Source organism: Mycolicibacterium fluoranthenivorans (assembly GCF_011758805.1).
GTDB lineage: Bacteria > Actinomycetota > Actinomycetes > Mycobacteriales > Mycobacteriaceae > Mycobacterium > Mycobacterium fluoranthenivorans.
Genome location: NZ_JAANOW010000001.1, coordinates 2,413,734 through 2,431,590, shown reverse-complemented (window position 1 = coordinate 2,431,590; position 17,857 = coordinate 2,413,734). Strand labels below are relative to the sequence as shown.

Below are 17,857 nucleotides of genomic sequence, written 5' to 3'. Positions count from 1 at the left end.
TAGGAGAGGATCCTTGATGCGTGCCCGATGGGGTCGATTCACCGCCTTGCTCGCGGTCCTTGCGCTCGTCGCCGCCGCGACTGCCTGCTCGTCGGGCACGCCCAACGACGAACTGCTGATCTACAACGCTCAGCACGAGTCGCTGGCCAAGGAATGGATCGAGGCGTTCACCAAGGAGACCGGGATCAAGGTCACCTACCGGCAGGGCGGTGACACCGAACTGGGTAACCAGATCATCGCCGAAGGAGCTGCGTCTCCGGCAGACGTATTCCTCACCGAGAACTCACCGGCGATGGCCGCGGTCGAGAAGGCCGGACTCTTCGCCGACGTCGATGCGGCCGTCCAGCAGCAGGTGCCCGCGCAATACCGCCCGGCGTCGAACAAGTGGACCGGCGTCGCTGCGCGCACAACGGTATTCGTCTACAACAAGGCGAGACTGCAGGAGAATCAGCTGCCGAAGTCGATCATGGAGCTGCAGTCTCCGCAGTGGAAGGGACGGTGGGGCGCGCCACCCGCCAAGGCGGACTTCCAAGCCATCGTCGCGGCCATGCTCGCCCTCACCGGAGAAAAAGCCACCGCGGCCTGGCTGGCCGGGATGAAGACCAACGCGACCATCTTCCAGGACAACATCGCCACCCTGCGCGCGGTCAACGACGGTCAGGTCGACGGCGGCATCATCTACCACTATTACTGGTTCCGGGACCAGGCCAAGACCAAGGACATCAGCGCCAACACCGCACTGCACTACTTCCGCAACCAGGACCCCGGTGCGTTCATCAGCATCTCCGGCGGCGGCGTCCTCAATTCGAGCAAGAAGAAAGACCAGGCCCAGCAGTTCCTGCGGTTCATCACCGGCAAGGCCGGTCAGGAGGTCCTGGAGAAGGGCACCTCATTCGAATACCCGGTGGCGAGCGGCGTCCCGGCCAACCCCGCCCTGCCCGCGCTGGACACCCTGCAGGCCCCCCGGGTGGATCCCTCTGATCTGAACGCCACCAAGGTGACCGACCTCATGACCAGCGCCGGCCTCCTGTAGGTGGTCACCACCCAGGCCCCGCGCACCACCCGCACCGGAGCCGGACCGCTGTTGAGCGGGACTGTCGCGCTGCTGGTGGCGTTGACGTTCATCCCGCTGGGCTACGTCGCCTGGGCGATTGTCTCCACCGGGCCCGCCCGGGTGTACGCGTTGGTGGTCCGTCCCCGCGTCGGGGAACTACTCGTCAACACCGTCGGGCTGGTCGTGGTGACGGTGCCGATCTGCGTTGCCCTCGGGGTGGCCGCGGCCTGGTTGGTGGAACGCACCGATGTGCCCGGCCGGGCGGTGTGGCGCCCACTGCTGGTGGCCCCGCTGGCCGTGCCGGCCTTCATCAACAGTTACGCCTGGGTGAGCGTCTGGCCGCAACTGCACGGATTCGGCGCCGGGGTGCTGGTCTCGGCACTGTCCTACTTCCCTTTCGTCTATCTGCCCGCCGCGGCCACGCTGCGCCGGCTCGACCCGGCCATCGAGGAATCCGCCCGCGCTCTGGGATCCAGCCCGGTCGGGGTGTTCTTCCGGGTGGTGCTGCCGCAACTGCGGTTGGCCGTGCTGGGTGGCGGCCTGCTGATCGGGGTGCATCTGCTTGCCGAGTACGGTGCCTTCGCCATGCTGCGGTTCGCCACCTTCACCACGGCGATCTTCGAACAGTTCCAGGCGACCTTCGACGGCGTCGCGGGCGCAACCCTGGCGGGGATACTGGTGACGCTGTGCCTGGTGCTGCTGCTGGCCGAGAGCGCGCTGCGCGGCAAGGCCCGTTTCGCCAGGATCGGCTCGGGTGCCCCCCGCATACTCACCCCGATTCCGTTGCGCACCTTCGGGCCGGCGGCGACGGCCGGGCTCGCCGCGCTCACTGCTCTGGCGCTCGGAGTGCCGGTGTGGACGTTGACGCGCTGGTTGCTCATCGGCGGCACCGCGGTGTGGTCGCTCAGCGATCTCGGCACCGCCCTGCTGCAGACGACGCTGCTGGCAGCGGGGGCCGCGATATTGGCCACGGTGCTGGCATTTCCGTTCGCCTGGCTGGCCGTTCGGTTCAGCGGTCCCCTCGCCCGCACCGTGGAGGGCGCCAACTTCATCACCAGCGCGATGCCGGGCATCGTCACCGCACTGGCCTTGGTGACGGTCGCGATCCGGTTCGCTCCCGGGCTGTATCAGACGACCGCCCTGGTGCTGTGCGCCTACCTGTTGATGTTCCTGCCCCGCGCGTTGGTGAATCTGCGGTCCGGCCTGGCCCAGATCCCGCCCGCACTGGAGGAGGCATCGCTGTCGCTGGGTCGATCCCCCGCGCACACCTTCTTCCACGTCACGTTGCGATTGACCGCTCCCGCCGCGGCCGCCGGGATGTGCCTGGTGTTCGTGGCCGTCGCCACTGAACTGACCGCCACCCTGCTGCTCGCCCCGACCGGAACCAGAACGCTGGCCATGCGGTTCTGGTCACTGTCCAGCGAGCTGGATTATGCCGCCGCCGCGCCCTACGCGACGGTGCTCGTCCTGCTCTCCATCCCGGTGACCGTGCTGCTGTTCAACCAGTCGACGAAGGTGGCGACCGCATGAACACCCTTGACGTCACGTCACTTTCGAAATCGTTCGGCGCCGCACGGGTACTGGATTCGGTGAACCTCACACTGACGCCCGGCAGTATCACAGCGGTGGTCGGCGCATCCGGCTGCGGAAAGACCACCCTGCTGCGACTGGTCGCCGGGTTCGAGAATCCCGACGCGGGGACCGTCGAGATCGACGGCACACAAGTGGCCGGTCCCGGCCGCTGCGTCGCCGCGCACCGACGAGCCGTCGGGTACGTCGCCCAGGACGGCGCCCTGTTCCCTCATCTGAACGTGGGCGCGAACATCGCCTACGGCCTGCACGGCCGGCTGGGCAGGAAAGCCATTCGCGAGCAGGTGGCACGACTGCTGGAGACGGTGTCGCTGGACCAGTCGTTCGCCGCCCGCCGCCCCCACGAATTGTCCGGCGGCCAGCAGCAGCGGGTCGCGCTGGCCCGCGCGCTGGCTCGGCGACCGGCGCTCATGCTGCTCGACGAACCGTTCTCCGCGCTGGACACCGGCCTGCGAGCCGCCACCCGAAAGGCGGTCACCCAGGTGCTGCTCGACGCGGGTGTCACCACTCTGCTCGTCACCCACGACCAGGCCGAGGCGCTCTCGATCGCCGATCAGGTCGCGGTGATGCGCGACGGCCGGTTCACCAGTGTCGGTACCCCGCAACAGGTTTACCGCAATCCTGCGGATCAGTTCACCGCCGAATTCCTCGGCGACTGCGTCCTGCTGCCCTGCACGGTGCGCTCCGGTAGCGCCGAGAGCGCACTGGGCCGGGTCCCCGTTACGGCGGACGACGGCCCGGGCACCCTGATGCTTCGGCCCGAACAGCTGCGCGCGACCGTGACCGCCGACTCTCACGGCGGCGCCGGTCTCGGCACCGTCGTCGCCAGCGAGTTCCTCGGACACGAGGTGCTGCTGACGATCGACCCCGGCGGGGATACCCCTGCCTTCACCGTCCGCCAGCACAGCATCGACCCGCCGCCGGTCCATGCCAAGGTGTGCATCGACATCATCGGAAGCGGCCTGGTTTTCCGGTGAGGCCGCTGATCGACCACCTGGCGTCCCTCGGCGAGCGCCCGGCAGTGCACTGCGCTGACAGGACGCTGACCTACCGCCAACTCGCGGTCCAGGTATCCAGTGCCGCAGCGCAATTCACGGGTGATCGCGGTATCGCGCTGATCGAGGTGCGCAACGACATCACCACGCTGGTGCACTATCTGGGCGCGCTCGCGGCCGGGCACGTCCCGCTTCCGGTTCCGGCCGGGCGCGATCACCGGGCCCTCGTCGAGTGCTACCGGCCCGACTTCATCGCCGACGCCGACGGGGTACACCATCGCGGAAGACAGGGGCACCGCCTGCACCCGGAGTTGGCGCTGCTGCTGTCGACATCGGGCAGTACCGGTTCCCCCAAGCTGGTGCGGTTGTCCACCGAGAACCTGCTGGCCAATGCCGCAGCCATCGCCGACTACCTCGATATCCGTGAAACCGACTGTGCGGCCACCACGTTGCCGATGTCCTATTGCTATGGACTGTCGGTCATCCACAGTCACCTGCTGCGCGGAGCCGCGTTGCTGCTGACCAACCTGTCGGTGACCGACGACGAGTTCTGGACGCTGTTCCGCCGGTACCGCGCCACCACGTTCGCCGGGGTGCCCTACACGTTCGACCTGTTGGAGCAGATCGGATTCGACTCCATGGACCTGCCGGATCTGCGCTACATCACCCAGGCCGGTGGCCGGATGGCGCCGCAGCGGATCCGTGAGATGGCGACGCTGGGCCGACGCCGCGGGTGGGAGCTGTTCGTCATGTACGGCGCCACCGAGGCCACCGCGCGGATGGCCTACCTGCCGCCGCATCTTGCGCTGTCCTCACCGGGTGCAATCGGGCGGGCGATCCCGGGCGGCCAGCTGCAGGTCGACGCACCCGACGGTGAGATCGGCGAACTGACCTACCGCGGACCGAATGTGATGCTCGGCTACGCGCACAATGCCGACGATCTCGCACTGGGCCGCACCGTCGACATACTGCGCACCGGTGATCTGGCCCGGCACCTCGGCGACGACCTGTACGAGGTGGTGGGCCGGGCCAGCCGGTTCGTGAAGATGTTCGGTCTGCGGATAGATCTGCAACGCTTGGAGGCATCCCTGCGCGACCGCGGCATCCTCGCGTGGTGCACCGACGACGCCGACACCCTCGTGGTGGCCGCACTCGCCGACCCGGCGCAGGTGCGCGACGCCGTGGCCGCCATCACCGGCGTGCCACCGGCCGCCGTGCGCGCGGCCCGGGTCGACAAACTGCCGGTGCTGCCCTCCGGTAAACCGGACTATCCGGCAGTGCGGGCGCTGGTCCCGGCGCAGGTGGCGACATCCACCGTCCGTGCGGTGTTCGCCGATGTCCTGCACCTCGACCCCGACCGCATCGATCCCGGCGCAAGTTTCGTCGATCTCGGCGGCAACTCCCTGACGTATGTGGCGGTGTCGGTGCGGCTGCAGAAGGTCCTCGGCCGGCTACCGCCGCAGTGGCAGCAGGCCCCGCTGCGCGACCTGGAACAGGCTGCGCAGCCGGCTACGCTCGGCACCGCGCTGGAAATCAGCATCGCCCTGCGGGCGCTCGCGATCGTCTTGATCGTCGGATCCCATGCCGAACTGTTCACACTCTGGGGTGGCGCGCACATCCTGCTCGGTCTGGCGGGCTACAACTTCGGCCGGTTCTGCCTGACGCCGGTGTCGCGCAGCGACCGGGTCCGCCATCTGCGCCACACCATCGGCTGGATCGCCGTCCCGGCGATCGTCTGGGTGGCCGTCGCACTGGTCGTCACCGACGACTACCACGCCACGAACCTCTTGCTGGCCAACAAGTTTCTCGGTCCCTCCGACAGCATGACGGCCGGACGGTTGTGGTTCGTCGAAGTGCTGGTGTGGATTCTGCTGGGTCTCACCGCGCTGTGCTGGCTGGGCGACCGCGCCGAACGCCGGTACCCGTTCGCCTGCGCCGCAGCGTTTCTGGCGCTCGGGCTGGTGCTGCGCTACGAATTCCCCGGCCGCGACGGGTGGTTCACCATGGTGGCATTCTGGTTCTTCGCAGCGGGATGGACGGCGGCGAAGGCCACCTCGGTATGGCAGCGCCTGGCGGTCACCGCAGTGCTCGCTGCGGGAATCCACGGCTACTTCGGCAACACCGGCCGGGAGATCCTCGTGTTCACCGGGCTGGCGCTGCTCATCTGGCTGCCGACCGTGCGGTGCCCGGCGCCGCTCGCGGTGCTCGCGGGTGTGGTTGCCGAAGCGTCGCTCTACACCTACCTCACACACTTTCAGGTGTACCCGTTGTTCGGCGAGCACCGGCTGCTGGGTGTGCTGGCTTCCCTCGCCGCGGGTGTGGCGTTGAGTCAGCTGATCAACGGGATCCGCAGGCGCGTCCGTCAATCCCGGTCGGCCAACAGCCCTTCCTGGACCAGGGTCGCGGCGATGACGCCGTCGGCACGCACCAGGCTGGCGGTGATGACGCTGCGCCCCCGCGCCGCCGCCGGTGAGGACGACTCCAACAGATTCCACTCGTCGGCCCGGACCGACTGATGCAGCCAGATCGATGAATCGGTGGTACCGGTGCGGTGCGTGCGGTCGCTCATGGAGTGGCCGTGCACCTGTGAGGCCGGGTCGACCCCGTACAGATCGGTGATGTACACGGCGATCAGGGTGTGCAGCAGCGGCACATCGGGCAGCGGCGCAGTCACTCGCCACCACATCCGCCGGACGAAATCCGGTCCGGAGCCGACGTCCTCGATCCGGATGTCGAGTTCCTCCAACGGCAACGACGGCGCCGGACCGGGCGGGCCGGTCGGCGCCAAGGTGTCCGGCTGCGCGGGCAGCACCGTGCGCACCCCGTGTTCGGGGCCGGCCAGCGGCACGGTGAACGACACCGTCGCGGCGGTGAGCAGCCGACCGCCCTGGCGGCTCTCGACGCGGCGGGCCGCGGCGGTGCGCCCGTCGTACACCCGGTCCACCCGCAGGTCGAGCACCGCGCCGGCATCCCCGCCGCGCAGGAACTGCAGGTGCATGTTGGTGGGCTGGAAGGCCGCGTCGAGGGTGTGGCAGGCGGCGGCCAGGCTCTGGGCGGCGATCAGTCCGCCGAAGGCCCGCTTGCCCTCGGGCCCGCCGGCCACACCCGTCCACGCGTCATGACCTGCCTCCGTGAGGTCGAACAGTGCCGCGAGCGCGCTCATGCCACCGTGCCGGCCTGGGTCAGGCGGGCCACCTCGTCCGCCTCGAGCCCCAGCGTGTCGGCCAGCACCTGCGCGGTGTGGTCACCGAGCGCGGGTGACGGCACCGCGGGCGGGTAGCTGCCATCGATGGCCACCGGCAGCCCCGGCGCCAGGTAGCTACCGATGCGGGGCTGGTCCAGGGTGGTGAACAGCGGGTTGTCGGTCACCGACGGGCCGGCGGCGGCGTCGGCGAAGCTGCGGTAGCGCTCCCACAGGATCGAGGTGCCCGACAGCGCGGCGCTGATCTCCTCGGCGGTGTGCGCGCTGAACCACGGGGTGAACAGCCCGGTCAGCGCGTCGCGGTGGCGGTAGCGCCGGCCTTCGTCGGTGAAATCGGCACCCAGCGACTCCCCGAGCGCCGCAACCGCTTTGGTGTTGCCGGTGACCTCGGCCAGGTCCCGGAAATGCCGCCCGGTCAACGCGACGATCATGAACGCGGCGCCGTCTGCGCTGGTGAACTGTTGTCCGTACTGGCCGTAGATCGAGTTGCCGATGCGCGGCCGATCCGTGCCGTTGATCATCACCTCGGTCAGGAAGCTCAAGTTGCCCGCGGTGGCCAGCGCGACGTTCTCCAGCGGGATCGACACCCGCTGGCCCTGTCCGGTGGCATCGCGGTGCCGCAACGCCGTGGTGACGGCCAGCGCGGTGTACAGACCGCAGGCCACATCCCAGGCCGGCAGGACGTGATTGACCGGAACGTCGAGCCCTTCGGGCCCGGTCACCAGCGGAAATCCCAGCCCGGCATTGACGGTGTAGTCCACCCCGGTGCCGCCGTCGGCGCGACCGGAGATCTCCACATGGATCAGGTCGGGCCGCATCGCCGCCAAGGTGTCGTACGAATGCCACTGCCGCCCAGCCACATTGGTGATCAGCACACCGGCCTCGGCGATCAGCCGAACCACCAGGTCCTGTCCCTGCTCGGAGCGCATGTCCACCGCGACCGACCGCTTGCCCTTGTTCAACCCGGCCCAGTAGATGCTCTCACCGTCGTCGGTCACCGGCCAGCGCCGGTAATCGGCGGCCCCGCCCACCGGGTCCACCCGGATCACCTCGGCGCCCAGTTGGGCCAGCGTCATTCCGGCCAGGGGTACGGCGACGAAACTGGAGATCTCGATGATGCGGACCCCGGCCAACGGCCGGAGCGCCTCAGGTGCGTCAGTCACCCCGGTCACGTTACGTTGGTGCCGTGCCCTCGATCACGCTCGATACCCCTGCCGGTCCCATCGACGCATTGCTGAGCACCCCGGCGGGGCCCGGGCCGTGGCCGGGGGTGGTGGTCGTGCATGACGCCTTCGGATACCGGCCGGACAACGAGGCGGTCTCCCAGCGGATCGCCGATGCCGGGTATCTGGCTCTGACCCCGAACCTGTACGCACGGGGCGGCCGAGCCCGCTGTATCACCCGCGTCATGCGGGAACTGCTGACCCAACGCGGGCGCTCGCTCGATGACATCCTGGCCGCGCGCGACCATCTGCTGGCCCTGCCGGAGTGCACCGGCGCGGTCGGTATCGCCGGCTTCTGCATGGGTGGACAGTTCGCACTCATCCTCTCCCCCAAGGGATTCGGCGCCTCGGCCCCGTTCTACGGCGTACCCTTGCCACGCAACCTGGACCGCACGCTGTCCGGTGCCTGCCCCATCGTGGCGAGCTTCGGCCGCCGCGATGTACTGGGCATCGGCGCGCCGGAGAAGCTCAGGCGAACCGTGAACGCCCACCACATCACCGCCGATATCAAGGTCTACCCCGAAGCCGGGCACAGCTTCGCCAACCAACTGCCCGCGCAGCCGCTGCTGCGGGTCACCGGGTTCGGCTACAACGAGGCCGCCACCGCGGACGCCTGGACGCGGGTGTTCACCTTCTTCGGCGAACACCTGCGGGCTTAGTCGGGCAGCCGCAGTTCGGGCTTCTCCACCTCTTCGATGTTCACATCCTTGAAGGTGATCACCCTGACCTGCTTGACGAAGCGCGCCGGGCGGTACATGTCCCACACCCAGGCATCGGCGAGCCGCAGTTCGAAGTAGACCTCACCGTCGGCGTTCCGCGGCACCAACTCCACACTGTTGGCCAGATAGAACCGGCGCTCGGTCTCCACCACGTAGCTGAACTGGCCGACGATGTCCTTGTACTCGCGATACAGCGAGAGCTCCATCTCGGTTTCGTACTTCTCGAGATCCTCGGCACTCATCTGCTCTGCTGTCCTTCGTCTAGGTTGGGTTCCATCATTCCGCACTGCGCTTCTGCATCCAACTGCGGACGCGTCGCCTCGACCGATCCCGCAACGCGTGCGATATTGGCGAACGAGAACCGGTGCTGGCGGCACGGGCCCAGTCGCTCCAACGCCTCGGTATGGGCCGCCGTGCTGTAGCCCTTGTGTTCGGCGAAGCCGTATCCGGGGTGCTCGGCCTCCATGGCGACCATCATCCGGTCGCGGCTGACCTTGGCCAGCACGCTCGCCGCGGCGATACAGGCGGCGGCCGCGTCACCGCCGATCACCGGCAGCGACGGAACCGCCAGGCCGGGTACCCGGAAGCCGTCGGAGAGCACGTAACCGGGACGCATCGGCAGGCCGGCGACCGCGCGGCGCATCCCCTCGATATTGGCGATGTGCACCCCGCGTCGATCCACCTCGGTCGATCCGATGATCACCACGTGATAGGCCACAGCGTACCGGCGGATCAACGGGAACAGCCGCTCCCGTTCGGCCTCGGTGAGCCTCTTCGAATCGTCGAGGGCGTCCAGACTGGAAAGCCGGTTCGGACCGAGCACGCACGCGGCCACCACCAGTGGACCGGCACAGGCACCGCGCCCCACCTCGTCCACACCCGCCACCGGGCCGAGTCCGCTGCGGTACAGCGCGGACTCCAGGGTGCGCAGGCCGGATCTGCGGATCACGGTCCTCGGGGGCCAGCTCGCCGGCAACGCCGCAGCTCCTAGGACGCGGGAGCCGTCTGCGGGTTCACGCTGTCCACGCCACCCCAACGCGACGGCGGCCACGCGATGAACCGGGCCTTACCGATGACGTTGTCGACGGGCACCGTGCCCGCCACCGGGTCGCCGGTGCACAACAGGCCCTTCTGCGCATCGGCCGGCAGATTGCTGCAGTGGGCGCGCGAGTCGGCCGAATGGGTACGGTTGTCACCCATCACCCACAACCGGCCTTCGGGCACCTTGACCGGGCCGAACTCATTGCCCAGGCAGGGATAGACGTCGGTGTCGGCCATCATCGTCGTCGGGTCCAGGTAGGGCTCGTTGAGCTTCTTCCCGTCGACGGTCAGCCCGGTGGCCGCCCGGCATTCGACGGTCTGGCCGCCGACCGCGATGACCCGTTTGACCAAGTCGTTCTCATCCGGGGGCACGAAACCGACGAAGGACAGCGCGTTCTGCACGAAGCGGAGCACCGGGTTGTCCGACCGGATCGACTTGTAGCCGATATTCCAGTTCGACGGGCCTTTGAAGACGACCACGTCGCCGGGCTCGGGCTTGGAGAAGTCGTAGGTCAGCTTGTCGACCATGATCCGGTCCCCGACGCAGCCCGCGCACCCGTGCAGGGTGGGCTCCATCGATTCGGACGGGATCAGGTACGGGCGCGCCACGAAGGTGAGCACCACGTAGTACATGACCAGCGCGATGGTGACCAGGATGACGCCCTCACGCAGGGCACCGCCCTTGCGCTTGGGCTCGTCGCCGTCTTCGGTTACATCCTCGACGGAGTCTTCCGCCGTGCCTTCTTTTTTGTCGTCGGTCACGGCATCAGGGTAATCAGCGTCATGCCGCGTTCCCTGGCAGGGCGCGTCAGCGCTTCTCCTTGATCTTCGCCTTCTTGCCGCGCAGTTCGCGCAGGTAGTACAGCTTGGCGCGACGCACGTCGCCACGGGTCACGACATCGATGTGGTCGATGTTGGGCGAGTGCACCGGGAAGGTCCGCTCGACGCCGACGCCGTAGCTCTCCTTGCGCACGGTGAAGGTCTCCCGGGCACCGCCGCCCTGGCGCCGGATCACGGCACCCTTGAAGACCTGGATGCGCTCCTTGGAGCCCTCGATGACCTTGACGTGCACATTGATCGTGTCGCCGGGGCCAAAGGCCGGGATATCCTCGCGCAGCGACGCCTGATCGATGAAGTCCAGCGTGTTCATCGGTGACACTTCCTTGCTGTTAGCGGCTCGTGTCAAACCACGCCGGGCGCGGTCGAGCCGAGGTATTTCGGGTGTATCGGGTTCTGCGTCACGCAGCAGGCTTCACGCTTCACAGGCGAGGCCGTGCGCAGACAACTGCTCAATTGTGCCAGACGGCACGCATACGACGAAATCGCCGTATACGGGCACGAAACGCCCGGAGTCGGTAGCTGCGCGGCAACGGCACTCAGCCGTTAGGCTACGTAAACGTCACGACCGGCATCCGGGGGTCCGAGCTCGGGCCCGAAAAACCTCGGTTTACCCAGCGGTTCACCGGGTTACTGACACGCCACGTCAAGGAGGAGAGCTATGCGCGCGCGGCCGTCGAAGTTCATGACGGTGACCGCGACCGTGCTCTGTACCGGCGCGCTGGTGTCGGCCTGCGAGGCCAAGGTCTACGGGACCCCACCCCCGCCCCCCGAATCACCCCAGCTGACCGTCATCGCGCCGTTGGGCAACTCCGCCCCGCTGCCCGAGACGCCGCCCGACCAGCCGACCGCCGCATTCGACGGGCTGGACATGCGTATCCGACAGGCCACCGCGGAAGCCGCCAGATCCGGCGCCGATATCACCGTGGCCATCCTCGACCGCAATACCGGCCAGCTGGTCACCAACGGCGCAGCCGATACCGTGGCGATCGCCTCGGTGGTGAAGCTGTTCATCGCCGACGATCTGCTGCTGCAAGAGGCCAAGGGCCAGACCACTCTCAGCCCCGACGACCGCCGGATGCTCGACGTCATGTTGCGCTCGTCGGATGACAGCGCCGCCGAGGTCTTCTGGAATCGCAGTGGTGGCAGCGCGATCATCAACCGGGTCGTCGCACGCTACGGGCTGTCGGCGACGCGGCCGCCGGGTAACGGCCGCTGGTACAACACCACCAGCACGGTGACCGATCTGGTGCGCTACTACGACATGCTGCTGGCCGGCACCGGTGGACTGCCACTGGCCGACGCCAGCATCATCCTGTCCAATCTCGCCGAATCCACACCCACCGCCCCCGACGGTATGGTGCCCGGCGGGGTGTACCCGCAGCGCTTCGGCATCCCGGAGGGGTTACCCGCGGAACCCGTTGCGGTGAAACAAGGGTGGATGTGCTGCATCGGCGCGGACTGGATGCACCTGTCCACCGGTGTGATCGGCCCGGACCGGCGCTACGTGATGGCGATCAGTTCGATGCAGGCCACCGACGCCACCAAGGCGCGCCAGACCATCACCCAGGCGGTGGCGACGATCTTCCCCGGCGGGCATATCTAGACCTCGTCGAGCAGGTCCGGCCTACGGTCACGGGTGCGCGCCAGTGCCTGCTCGTGCCGCCACGCCGCGATCTTGGCGTGATCGCCCGAGAGCAGCACCGGCGGCACCTCCAGGTCTCGCCAGACCGCCGGCCGGGTGTAACTGGGCCCCTCGAGCAAGCCGTCAGAATGCGAATCCTCAAGGTGGGACTGCGGATTGCCGAGCACCTCGGGGAGCAGCCGCACCACGGCCTCCACCATGACCAGTACCGCGGCTTCACCACCGGCCAGCACATAGTCGCCGATGGACACCTCTTCGACGCGCATCCGGCGGGCGGCGTCATCGGCCACCCGCTGGTCGATCCCCTCGTAGCGGCCGCAGGCGAACACCAGATGCGATTCGGCACTCCAGCGTTGCGCGACGGCCTGGGTGAACGGCCGCCCGGCCGGCGTCGGGATCACCAGAAGTGTTTCCGGCGAACAGATCTCGTCGAGCGCCTCACCCCAGACGGGCGCCTTCATGACCATCCCCGGGCCACCGCCGTACGGGGAATCGTCCACCGAGCGGTGCACATCGTGCGTCCACCGGCGCAGATCATGCACACCGACGTCGTAGATGCCGGCGTCGATGGCCCGGCCGGGCAACGCCTGCCGCAACGGCTCCAGATAGGCGGGGAAGATCGTGATGACGTCGATCCGCATGGCGACTAGAGATCTTCGAGGTTGAGCAATCCGTCGGGCGGATCGATCTCGATGAGCTGGTCGTCCCGCGACACCGACGTGACGATGGCTCCGACGAACGGCACCAGGATCTCGGCGCCCTCGGGGGTCGTGACCGAGAGCAACTCGCCGGCCGCGGTGTGCAACACCTCGGCGACGGTGCCGACCGCGGCGCCGCCGACGGTCCGCACGGCCAACCCTTCGAGTTCGTGGTCGTAGAACTCGTCGGGATCGGTGATGGGGGGTAGATCGTCGGTGTTCACCAGGAACACCGTGCCGCGGACCTCGTCGGCGCCGTTGCGGTCGTTGACCCCGGCCAGCCGCACCAGCAGCCGGTTGCCGTGCTCACGCACCGCCTCGATCACGAATTCGCGCTGCGCACCGCCACGCTTGACACCGCGTAACCGGGCGCCCGGGGTGAACCGGGCGTCCGGATCGTCGGTGCGGACGTCGACGACGACCTCGCCGCTGATGCCGTGGGCCTTCACGACCCGACCGACGACGAGATCCATTCCGTGCCCGCCCGACCTACTGGTCGGTGTCGACCACGTCGACGCGGATGCCCCGGCCGCCGATACCGGCGACCAGGGTGCGCAGCGCGGTGGCCGTGCGGCCACCACGGCCGATGACCTTGCCCAGGTCCTCGGGGTGCACATGAACCTCGACGGTGCGGCCGCGCCGGTTGGTCACCAGGTCGACGCGCACGTCATCGGGGTTGTCGACGATCCCGCGAACGAGGTGCTCGACGGCGTCGACGACTACAGAGCTCATTCGGCGGCGGGGGCTTCAGTCTCGGTGGCCTCGGCGGCGACTTCGGCCGGAGCGGCCTCGGCGGCTTCCTCCTTCTTGGAGGGGGCCTTCTTCTTCTTCAGCTGGGTGGCCTCACCGGTGGGCTCGTTGTCCGCGGCGGCCAGGGCCGCGTTGAACAGGTCCAGCTTGGACGGCTTGGGCTCCTTGACCTTCAGGGTGCCCTCGGCGCCCGGCAGGCCCTTGAACTTCTGCCAGTCACCGGTGACCTTCAGCAGCGCCAGGACGGGCTCAGTGGGCTGCGCGCCGACGCTCAGCCAGTACTGCACGCGCTCGGAATCGACCTGGATGAGGCTCGGCTCTTCCTTGGGGTGGTACTTGCCGATGACCTCGATGGCGCGTCCGTCGCGGCGGTTGCGCGCGTCGGCGACGGCGATGCGGTACTGGGGGTTGCGGATCTTGCCGAAGCGGGCGAGTTTGATCTTGACAGCCATGGTGAAGCGTTTCTCCTGTTGATTGCCACGCTGGCAATTCGGCGATCCGGGCGGGTTGCCGGGATCCGGTTTTGCCTTTGCGTGTGTGACCGGGGTGCGGCGCATCTAACGTGTCGCACGCGGACAGCCGACCATTGTGCCAGAACGGCCACAGCCAGCCCAAATCCCCGTCAGACCACCCGGTCGAAGCACTTCACCTCGACGCGCCGGGTCATCCGCCAGCCGTCGGTGGTGCGCACGAACTCGTCCTCGTACCAGAGCCCGCAGAACAGCACCTGCTGCTGCTCGCCGCTGGAGCCCGATGTCGCCGCCGGGGCGGCTCCGAGAACCATGGGGTTGAAGCACAGCGTCCGCGAACTGGCGGTGTCGCCGGTGATACGGATATCGAAGTTCCCCAGCATGTGCGCGTACGCCGGGAAGTTCGGCAGGACCTGAGCCAGCCACGCCTTCACCTCGGGGAACCGGCCGTCCACCCCGCCCATGGCGCGGTAGTCGATATAGGCGTCCTCGGTGAACACGTGATCCAGGTCGTCGAACCGGCGGTTGTCGATGGCCGTCGAGTACGCCACCAGCAGATCCTGGATTTCCAGGCGGTCGGAGATCTCTTCGATGCTCAGCACGTCTCGATTGAACCACCGCGGTGGCCCGTAGAGGTCAGGCTTGCGGTCCTTCGGCCGGCGGCCAGTGCTCGCCGGACCACTCCCCCGGTTCGGCATGGTCGCCGCGCGAGAGCGGCACCCACTGCTCGGTGGGCGCGGGCTGTTTCGACGACGGGAAATCGCGCAGCTTGCCCGACGGTTTGGCGTCCCACTTGGCGAACGTCAGCGGGGTCTGCAGCCACGCGTACAGCAGGTTGTACACAGCTTCCAGCGAGTCGAGATGGGTGCGCTCCCAGCCGTGGCTGCCGTCCAGCCCGAAACCGACCAGCGCGGCCCGGGTGTTGGCACCGGCTTCGATGGCCGCCGCGGCGTCGGAACGGTAGAAGCGGAACACGTCGCGCGCGTAGGGAATCCGGCGCTCATCGGCCAGTCGGCAGAGCTTGCGGGTGAGGTGGTAGTCGAACGGCCCGTGCAGGTCGGCCATCGGGATGGTCACACCGTCCTCGATGGAGTGCTGCCCCGGCGCGCAGACCGCGTTGTCGACCGACACCAGTTCCGCGACGTCCGGCGGCAGGCCGTGGCTCGCGCCGTGCCCCACCTCTTCGGTGATGGTGACCATGATCGTCGTCTTGTGCGGCAGCACGATGCGGTCCTCCGCGACGGTCTTGGCCAGGGCCAGCGCGACCGCCACTCCGGCCTTGCCGTCCAGGTGCCGCGAGACGATGAAACCGTCGGCGGTCAGCTCCGGGGCGGCGATCAATGCGACGAAGTCACCGACGTTGAAGCCCAACCGCTCCAGGTCCGCGCGGGTGGCGACCTTGCGATCGATGCGGACCTCGACGTTCGGCCAGTCCGTGAGCTGGGTGTCGATCTCGTCGCCGAACGCGTGCCCGGAGGCCTTCAACGGCATCACCGTTCCGGTGAAGAACTCCTCGGGATCGTCGGTGAAGATGCGCACCCGGGCACCGGTGGCAAAGCGCGCCGAGAACGTTCCCACCGGTATGAGCTCGAGGCGGCCGTTGTCCTTCAGATCCCGGACCATGCAGCCGATGGTGTCGGCGTGCACGACGACCGCCCGATCGATGGTCTTCGACTCGCCGGGCAATTCCGCGGTGAGCGCGCCGCGGCGGGTCAGGGTGAACGGCACCCCGAGGTCGTCGAGGACGTCGCCGATCAGCTGCATGACGGCGTCGGTACGCCCCGACGGGCTCGGCGTCTGCAACAGACCGAGCAAGGTGTCGATCATCCACGCGCGGGTCGCCTCCGGCATCGCGGCACGTTCGGACTTCATGTCTCCTCTTCCCATCCTCGAATCGGGGTCGCATAGGCAACCCCGGCGGCCTAGCCCTGATCGACCGGTTCGGGCTGCCAGGCCCACGGTGTGGCCGCGGTACGGGGAAAGAGTAGATCCACGAAGGCCTTTGCCGTGGGGCGCGGTTCATGATTGGCCAGCCCGGGGCGCTCGTTGGCTTCGATGAACACGTATTCCTCACCGTCGACGGCGGGCACCATCAGGTCGATACCGGTGACGGGAATGCCGATGGCGTCGGCGGCGTCGATGGCCACCCGGGCCAACGTGGGGTTCACTTCGTCGGTGACATCACGGATGGTGCCGCCGGTGTGCAGGTTCGCGGTGCGCCGCACGGTCAGCCGCTCGTTGACGGGCAGCACCTCGTCGAGCTCCCAGCCCGCGTCCCGCACGGTGTCGGCGGTGACCTCGTCGACCGGGATCACGGATTCGCCGTGGGTGGCCGCCGCTCGCCGGCGGCTCTGCGCCTCGATCAGCTGCCGCACGGTGTGCTTACCGCTGCCCAACACCTCCGGTGGGCGCCGGACTGCCGCCGCGATCACCTTGCCGTTGATCACCAGCAGCCGCAGATCCTCACCTTCGCAACGTTCTTCGATGAGCACGTCGGGACAGTGCTTGGCAGCCCAGCTCACCGCCCGGTCCAGTTCCTCGGGTGTGGTGACCCCGACGGTGATACCGGCCCCCTGCTCGCCGCGTGCGGGCTTGACCACGACCGATCCCACCTCGCGCAGGAAGGCGTAGTCCTCGTCGTCGAAGGTCGCGGTCCGGCCCCGCGGCACCCGGATACCCGCCTCGGACACCACTCGGCGCGCGACGCGTTTGTCGTCGCAGCGACTCATCGCCACGGCATTGGTCAACTCCGACAACGACTCTCGGGTGACGACACTGGTACCGCCGTGGGTCAGCCGCAGGTAGCCGCCCTTACCGTCGAGCACCTCCACGTGGATCCCCCGCATGATGGCCTCGTCGGCGATGATGCGGGCGTACGGGTTCAACTCGGCGAGGCCCTCCTCCTCCTGCACCGGGGCGAAGAGTTTCTCGTTGATGGCGTTCTTGCGCTTGATGCCCAGCGTGGGAACCCGGTGGAACCCCATCCGTTCGTACAGCGCGATCGCGCCCTCGTTGTCGTGCAGCACCGACAGATCCATCTGGGCGCGGCCACGTCGGATGAACTCCTCCACCAGCGAGCGCACCAGCAGGCCCCCGACGCCGGGTCGCGACACCGACGGGTCCACCGCCAGGCACCACAGGCTTGAGCCGTTCTCGGCGTCCCCGAACAGTTGCCGATGGTCGATACCGGTGACGGTGCCGATCAGTGCGCCGGTGTGTTCGTCGATGGCCACCAGATAGACCATGTGCCGCTCGTGCTCGACGTTGTTCCACATCAGGTCGATATCGGCGGGCACCATCCGGCAGCGTAGGTAGATCTCGTTGATCGCGGCGCAATCGGCGGGCGATTGGACGGGGCGCACCACGACCCCGGGCACCTCACCCGGCCAGAATTCGCCGCGGTCGTCGAAATTGAGCCGGTAGGTGAAGCTGGGGTCGATGAAGAACTCCTGCGGGTGCAGGGCCACGAAGACGTGCGGGGCATCGAGGTACATGCCGATATCGCGGCGGCCGCTGGCCTCGGCCCGCAACGCGGTGCCGAACTCCGCAGGGTCGTCGAACGTCTGGCCGAAGACCAGCCGGCCCCAGCCGAGATCCTGCACCACTCCGACGTCATCCCGTGTCTCCGACATG

Annotated in this window: 18 protein-coding genes and 1 pseudogene; 6 read left to right on the top strand and 13 right to left on the bottom strand. The window is 68.1% G+C overall.

All coding sequences use genetic code 11. The annotated features are described in order from the left end of the window. Positions 1-16 precede the first annotated feature (16 nt). The 4 genes and pseudogenes from FHU31_RS11720 to FHU31_RS11705 all read left to right on the top strand — a co-directional run. Positions 17-1,033: an iron ABC transporter substrate-binding protein gene (locus tag FHU31_RS11720; protein ID WP_167158447.1), complete on the top strand. Its 1,017-nt coding sequence runs from the start codon at positions 17-19 to the stop codon at positions 1,031-1,033. Continuing rightward, the gene (locus FHU31_RS11715; RefSeq protein WP_167158445.1) at positions 1,034-2,584 is read left to right on the top strand and encodes an ABC transporter permease; all 1,551 of its coding nucleotides are present in this window, start codon (positions 1,034-1,036) and stop codon (positions 2,582-2,584) included. Further along, positions 2,581-3,621, top strand: coding sequence for an ABC transporter ATP-binding protein (locus tag FHU31_RS11710; RefSeq protein WP_167158443.1), 1,041 nt, complete (start codon positions 2,581-2,583; stop codon positions 3,619-3,621). Before FHU31_RS11715 ends, FHU31_RS11710 begins: the two co-directional genes overlap by 4 nt. After that, positions 3,618-6,065, top strand: a pseudogene (locus tag FHU31_RS11705) (AMP-binding protein); the annotation flags it as partial. The gene FHU31_RS11710 and the pseudogene FHU31_RS11705, both read left to right, overlap by 4 nt. Here the strand turns inward: FHU31_RS11705 and FHU31_RS11700 are convergent. Both FHU31_RS11700 and FHU31_RS11695 read right to left on the bottom strand, forming a co-directional pair. Beyond that, a complete protein-coding gene (locus FHU31_RS11700; protein ID WP_167158441.1) occupies positions 6,002-6,802 on the bottom strand; it encodes an acyl-CoA thioesterase in 801 nt (266 codons plus the stop codon). The pseudogene FHU31_RS11705 and the gene FHU31_RS11700 overlap by 64 nt on opposite strands. Continuing rightward, entirely contained in the window at positions 6,799-8,004 is a 1,206-nt protein-coding gene (locus tag FHU31_RS11695) for a CoA transferase (RefSeq protein WP_167158440.1), read from the bottom strand. Before FHU31_RS11695 ends, FHU31_RS11700 begins: the two co-directional genes overlap by 4 nt. Positions 8,005-8,027: 23 nt before the next feature. On the opposite strand from FHU31_RS11695, the gene FHU31_RS11690 reads away from it, so the two are divergent. Next, positions 8,028-8,723, top strand: coding sequence for a dienelactone hydrolase family protein (locus FHU31_RS11690; RefSeq protein ID WP_167158438.1), 696 nt, complete (start codon positions 8,028-8,030; stop codon positions 8,721-8,723). Here FHU31_RS11690 and FHU31_RS11685 read toward each other — a convergent pair. Genes FHU31_RS11685 through rplS form a run of 4 tightly spaced genes read right to left on the bottom strand, consistent with a single transcriptional unit; the run spans position 8,720 to position 10,974 of the window. After that, a complete protein-coding gene (locus FHU31_RS11685; protein ID WP_024450376.1) occupies positions 8,720-9,025 on the bottom strand; it encodes a DUF2469 domain-containing protein in 306 nt (101 codons plus the stop codon). The genes FHU31_RS11690 and FHU31_RS11685 overlap by 4 nt on opposite strands. After that, positions 9,022-9,759: a ribonuclease HII gene (locus tag FHU31_RS11680; RefSeq protein WP_167158436.1), complete on the bottom strand. Its 738-nt coding sequence runs from the start codon at positions 9,757-9,759 to the stop codon at positions 9,022-9,024. The genes FHU31_RS11685 and FHU31_RS11680 overlap by 4 nt, the downstream gene beginning before the upstream one ends. An 11-nt stretch (positions 9,760-9,770) precedes the next feature. Further along, on the bottom strand, positions 9,771-10,586 hold the full coding sequence (lepB, locus tag FHU31_RS11675) for a signal peptidase I (protein ID WP_167158434.1): 816 nt from the start codon (positions 10,584-10,586) through the stop codon (positions 9,771-9,773). A gap of 46 nt (positions 10,587-10,632) precedes the next feature. Beyond that, entirely contained in the window at positions 10,633-10,974 is a 342-nt protein-coding gene (gene rplS / locus FHU31_RS11670; RefSeq protein ID WP_090356852.1) for a 50S ribosomal protein L19, read from the bottom strand. Positions 10,975-11,322: 348 nt separating this feature from the next. On the opposite strand from rplS, the gene FHU31_RS11665 reads away from it, so the two are divergent. Next, entirely contained in the window at positions 11,323-12,267 is a 945-nt protein-coding gene (locus FHU31_RS11665) for a serine hydrolase (RefSeq protein ID WP_167158431.1), read from the top strand. Here the strand turns inward: FHU31_RS11665 and trmD are convergent. The 7 genes from trmD to ngg form a co-directional block, all read right to left on the bottom strand. Next, entirely contained in the window at positions 12,264-12,947 is a 684-nt protein-coding gene (trmD, locus tag FHU31_RS11660; RefSeq protein WP_167158430.1) for a tRNA (guanosine(37)-N1)-methyltransferase TrmD, read from the bottom strand. The genes FHU31_RS11665 and trmD overlap by 4 nt on opposite strands. A 5-nt stretch (positions 12,948-12,952) precedes the next feature. Beyond that, positions 12,953-13,477, bottom strand: coding sequence for a ribosome maturation factor RimM (gene rimM / locus FHU31_RS11655; RefSeq protein ID WP_167158428.1), 525 nt, complete (start codon positions 13,475-13,477; stop codon positions 12,953-12,955). A gap of 16 nt (positions 13,478-13,493) precedes the next feature. Next, positions 13,494-13,736 carry an RNA-binding protein gene (locus tag FHU31_RS11650; RefSeq protein WP_090356861.1) on the bottom strand — a complete coding sequence of 81 codons (243 nt, stop codon included), beginning with the start codon at positions 13,734-13,736 and terminating at the stop codon, positions 13,494-13,496. After that, complete coding sequence (gene rpsP / locus FHU31_RS11645; protein WP_167158425.1) at positions 13,733-14,206, bottom strand: 30S ribosomal protein S16; 474 nt, start codon at positions 14,204-14,206, stop codon at positions 13,733-13,735. Before rpsP ends, FHU31_RS11650 begins: the two co-directional genes overlap by 4 nt. Positions 14,207-14,376: 170 nt before the next feature. Next, a complete protein-coding gene (locus FHU31_RS11640) occupies positions 14,377-14,826 on the bottom strand; it encodes a nuclear transport factor 2 family protein (protein WP_167158423.1) in 450 nt (149 codons plus the stop codon). Between the two features lie 34 nt (positions 14,827-14,860). Continuing rightward, a complete protein-coding gene (locus FHU31_RS11635) occupies positions 14,861-16,096 on the bottom strand; it encodes an osmoprotectant NAGGN system M42 family peptidase (RefSeq protein WP_167158421.1) in 1,236 nt (411 codons plus the stop codon). A 50-nt stretch (positions 16,097-16,146) separates the two neighbouring features. Then, the gene (gene ngg / locus FHU31_RS11630) at positions 16,147-17,856 is read right to left on the bottom strand and encodes an N-acetylglutaminylglutamine synthetase (RefSeq protein WP_167158420.1); all 1,710 of its coding nucleotides are present in this window, start codon (positions 17,854-17,856) and stop codon (positions 16,147-16,149) included. Position 17,857 lies beyond the last annotated feature (1 nt).